6 protein-coding genes and 1 pseudogene are annotated in these 4,221 nt (G+C 62.7%); 1 reads left to right on the top strand and 6 read right to left on the bottom strand.

Annotated features, from left to right (window positions below; genetic code table 11):
* The 6 genes from EN906_RS24980 to EN906_RS24955 all read right to left on the bottom strand — a co-directional run.
* Positions 1-812 (bottom strand): AbrB family transcriptional regulator (locus tag EN906_RS24980; RefSeq protein WP_164777335.1); only part of this gene is annotated, 812 nt, incomplete at its 3' end.
* A 95-nt stretch (positions 813-907) separates the two neighbouring features.
* A complete protein-coding gene (locus EN906_RS24975) occupies positions 908-1,294 on the bottom strand; it encodes a type II toxin-antitoxin system VapC family toxin (RefSeq protein ID WP_127270551.1) in 387 nt (128 codons plus the stop codon).
* Complete coding sequence (locus EN906_RS24970; protein WP_056595839.1) at positions 1,291-1,536, bottom strand: type II toxin-antitoxin system prevent-host-death family antitoxin; 246 nt, start codon at positions 1,534-1,536, stop codon at positions 1,291-1,293. The genes EN906_RS24975 and EN906_RS24970 overlap by 4 nt, the downstream gene beginning before the upstream one ends.
* 161 nt (positions 1,537-1,697) lie before the next feature.
* Positions 1,698-2,006, bottom strand: coding sequence for a putative quinol monooxygenase (locus EN906_RS24965; protein ID WP_023809886.1), 309 nt, complete (start codon positions 2,004-2,006; stop codon positions 1,698-1,700).
* 63 nt (positions 2,007-2,069) lie between these two features.
* The gene (locus EN906_RS24960; RefSeq protein ID WP_127270549.1) at positions 2,070-2,849 is read right to left on the bottom strand and encodes an SDR family oxidoreductase; all 780 of its coding nucleotides are present in this window, start codon (positions 2,847-2,849) and stop codon (positions 2,070-2,072) included.
* Positions 2,850-2,998: 149 nt separating this feature from the next.
* Positions 2,999-3,436, bottom strand: coding sequence for a DsrE family protein (locus EN906_RS24955; RefSeq protein WP_127270547.1), 438 nt, complete (start codon positions 3,434-3,436; stop codon positions 2,999-3,001).
* Positions 3,437-3,538: 102 nt separating this feature from the next.
* On the opposite strand from EN906_RS24955, the pseudogene EN906_RS24950 reads away from it, so the two are divergent.
* Positions 3,539-4,221: pseudogene (locus tag EN906_RS24950) on the top strand (hypothetical protein); the annotation flags it as partial.

The following is a 4,221-nucleotide window of genomic DNA, read 5'->3' as shown; positions in this document are numbered from 1 at the left end:
GCCGTTGTGAAGTTCAGGCCGATCGACCAGCCGACCATGGCGTAGCTGACGGCCAGCAGCCATTGCGGCAATTGCATCTCCACGCCCAAGCCAAGATGGACGACGGTGCCGAAGATAAAGGTGCCGAGGAAGAAGGGCGAGGGCAGCCGGAAAATCTTTCCCGACAGGCCGCCAACCAGCGCGATGCCGATGGTGGCGGCGAAGGCCTGGCGGTCGATCGGCGGAAACCAGACGATGGGCGGGATTTCGACGCCCGAGGTGTCGACCCACATCTTGGCAACGAGTGCTGCGGTCATCGAGACGAATATGACGCGCAGATATTGCATGAAAGCGACGAGGCGCTGGTCGGCACCGAAGGCACCGGCCATCAGCACCATGGCGGTGGCCGCACCCGGCGACGAGCCCCAGACGGCGGTGGTGCCGGGCAGGATGCGCCAGCGGCTGATCAGCCAGCCGAGCAGGCTGGAGGCAGTGACGGTCGCCACCACGACGCCTAAAAACAGCGGCCATTCCTGGTAGAAGACCGGAAAGATGTCGGCCGAGATCGAGCTGGCGACGAGGCAGCCGACGATCGCCTGGGCGGCGCCAAACAGAAGACGCGGCACACGCACCGTGGCGCCATTGGTGCCGGCGACGATGGCCGCCAGCATCGGTCCGATCAGCAACGCCGCCGGCAGGGTGGCGAGTTCCAGCGCGCCGGCAAACAGCAGGGAAACAACCAGCAGGGCAAGCCACTGCCAGAGCTTGCGCATCCGCGCCATGCGCTCGAGTGTGGGCAGGTCCGGGGATGGCTGCTCGGCCGAGGAATCCATGTTTCGGTCTTAGACTTGAAGCGGGACGATGCGAACCCCCGCTTTGCCGAAAAAGGAAGCTGTGTGGCGCGCGAGTCACGCAGTTTACCAAGGTGTCAGAGCTTTCGGATAGGACCGGGATAACGGGCGACAAGATCGTCCATCGTCAGCAAGGTAATCCCCTCAATGGTTGCCTGGGCGACCAGGATTCGATCGAAGGGATCCTTGTGGATCGCCGGAAGTCCGTCGATGGCGAGGGCATGTTCACTGGTGATCGGCAAGTCGTGATAGCCATTGTCGAATAGGCCTCGCCGGAGCAAACGGGGATCGACCTGGAAATCATCCCGTCCCAGTCCTCGTTTGATTGCGATCTCCCAAAGGCTGGCGGGACTGAACAGCAATTCGTTCTCGGGGTCCTCAATCTCGGCGAGAGCCGCAGGTGTTAGCCGATCCGGTTCGCCAGCCGCCCACAGCAGCAAATGGGTGTCGAGTAGCAGTTTCAAGTGTTGACACCGAACAGTTGCTCAATCTCCTCGCCACCCATGCGGTCGAAATCGTCGGGAACGGAAAACTGGCCGGCCATAAAACCGACCCTTCGCGCCTGCGACGAGGCCGGCTGATCGATAGGCACGACTTTCACCAATGGTTTGCCCGCCTTGGCGATGATGAACGGCTCACCTTTGGCAGCTCGGTCAACGAGACGTGAAAGATTGGTCTTCGCATTGTGGATGTTCACGGTCTGCATCGCAGGTTTCTCCAAGTGGACTTAGTCCACAGAGCTTAGTCCATTTTCAGAGAATTACAAGTGGAGCGCGATGACTGGCAAAACCCGGGGTCGAGATTGTTCACCTGTCGATATTGCACCCTGGAGTGCGAACCTCGCCTCGGCATCAAGCCGTGGGCGGATCACCCCGTCTTGCCGTCAGCCAGCCCGAAGCCGCCGACGGGATGGGTCTCGACCTGGAATTCGAAGCCGGCGATGAATGGCCGCGCCTTGGCGATCGCCGCCTGGACTTCGGGAAGCTGCAGCGAGGCCTTGTGACTTTCGGCGTCGGTCCACACTTCGGTGACCCAGATCGCGTCGGCATCGGCGGGGTCGCGGGCGATGATATAGCTCAGGCAGCCTGGCAGGGCGCCTGTACTGTCGCGCAGAAGGTCCATGACCGCGTCGCGCTGGCCGCGCGCCGCCCGCATCTTGCCGATCAGTCCGTACATTCCGTTGTCTCCCTTTGAGGTTTTCGACAAGAACATGCAGACCGCCAGTATGCCGGTAGCCGTTCAAGGCATCAACTGGCCGCCATTCACCTCGATCACCTGGCCGGTGATGTAGCCGCTGAGAAGGTCCGAAGAGAGGAACAGATAGGCGCCGACGCAATCCTGCGCCGTGCCGGCGCGTCCCTGCGGAATGGTGGCGACCATGCCCTTCATCTGCTCGTCGGTCGAATAGCGCTCGTGGAACGGGGTGAGAATGGTTCCGGGCGCTACCGCGTTGACGCGGATGCCGAAGCCGATCAGTTCCTTGGCCATGCCGCGCGTCACATTGGAGACGAAGGCCTTGGCCGAGCCGTAAAGCCCGGCGCCGCCGCCGGCGCCGTTGCGCGCGGCGATCGAGGAGGTGTTGACGATGAAGCCGCCCTGTTTCTTCAGCCACGGGATCGCCTTGCGCGAAGCAGTCAGCACCGAGCGCGCATTGAGGTCCATCACAGCGTCGTAATGCGCCTCGGTCTGCTCGGCATAAGGGATGCGGCCAAGCATGCCGCCGGCATTGTTGACCAGCCCGTCGAGGCGGCCGAAATATTGCGCGCTGTCTTCGACGACGCGCTCGACATCGGCGGCAACGGAAAAATCGCCCTGAACGAGAAACACCTCGCCGCCCTTGTCGGCAATCGTCAGGCCGAGCTTCTCGGCGGCGTCTTGACTCGAATTGTAGTGCAGCGCCACCTTGCATTTCTGCGCTGCATAGGCCAGCGCGAGCGCCGCTCCGATGCCGGTCGACGCACCGGTGACCAGCACTGCCTTGCCGGCAAGATCGGGTATGCTGAGTGTGGTGGCTGGCACGGTTCTTCCTCCGGGAGGTCTGCCTGTCCTTCGTAGGCCCTTGCCACCCCGGTGTTCAAGCCTTTGAGCAATTCAAGGAAACGTGTGGAGCGGTTTCCCGGCAAAGCGAGTAGCGCTTTCCCTCGGGAATTTGCGCCCAACAAACCGCTCTACGGATGCAGATAGGCGTAACCCTGGCCTTGCAGTTCGGCGAGTTTGACGACGCCGCCCTTGTCGGCGGCATGAAACCCGGCGAGCAGGTCGGGGAGCGAAATATCCATGCCTTGCATGGTGTTGGCGCAGGCATGGGGTTCCAGCCCCTGCCGCACCAGGCCGGCGAAGCGCCCGGAAATCGCGGCCGATATGCCTTTCGACTTGAAGGCCGCGAGCGCGGGACCATGCACGACCAGCACGATGTCGACATTGCCGCCGGTGCCCTCATAGTGGTTCTTGATGTTGCCGAGCACGAAATTGACCTTGTCGGTGTCGCTCAAGTGGTAGGCGACTTTTTGCCTTGCGGGCTCGGTGGCGGCTGCCTGTGCTGCCCGCAAACCGAGAAGCGTTCCGGTTCCGGCAAGAACCGCGCGGAACATATCGCGCCGACGCATGGAATCCTCCTCCGCTTGGCGGCCCGCCGCGAATTGCGTGGCTGCGGCCGCAATACTAGCATAAATTGGCGTTGCGTCCTGTCGATGCGGAGGAGAGATCACATGGCGTTCAGGGCAGGGGAATGGAAGACAGTCGCCGGCGCCGGGTTTGGCGCGGCGCTGCTTGGCTTGCTTGCCGGATCGGCCTCCGCCGACGATGCGCTGAAGCTCACCGAACTCAGTCCGAACGGCGCTGATGCCTGTTTCGGCCGCGTCTATGATGCGGGGCATCTCAAGGCGCACCCGAAGCAGAAGGTGACGCGGATCTTCTTCTACTACGGCCATGATCCGGTCAGCCGGCCGAACGAGGAACCGACCGTGAATTCCGACACGTCCTACAATGCTTTCATCGCCACCACCGTGCGCGGCGCCAAGTCGCCGGAATGGGCCGGCGGCTGGTGCAATCATGCGTCAGAGGACGGCAAGACAGGCCCGGTTCATTGCGGCATGGAATGCGACCGGACGCTTGCGTCGCTGAAGGTCGACGACAAGGGCCGGCTGTTCCTCTCGGATCTGCAGCCCGACATCTATCTCGATGCCGGTTCGGAAGAAGAGCTTGGCGCTGCGGAATATAGCAGGCAGGCACTCGGCAAGGATGACGACAATTTTCGCCTCGACCCGATCCCAGCGGCGACCTGCAAGGCGGAGTTCGCGCGCATCGATCCGGTCGACCCGGCGCTAGGCCCGCCGCTGCGCGAGCGGCTGAAGCCGGACCAGGCCTTCTGCTATGGGCGCGACTACGATGC

Source organism: Mesorhizobium sp. M7A.F.Ca.CA.004.06.1.1, from assembly GCF_003999135.1.
GTDB lineage: Bacteria > Pseudomonadota > Alphaproteobacteria > Rhizobiales > Rhizobiaceae > Mesorhizobium.
This window is presented reverse-complemented; position numbering and strand designations above follow the sequence as displayed.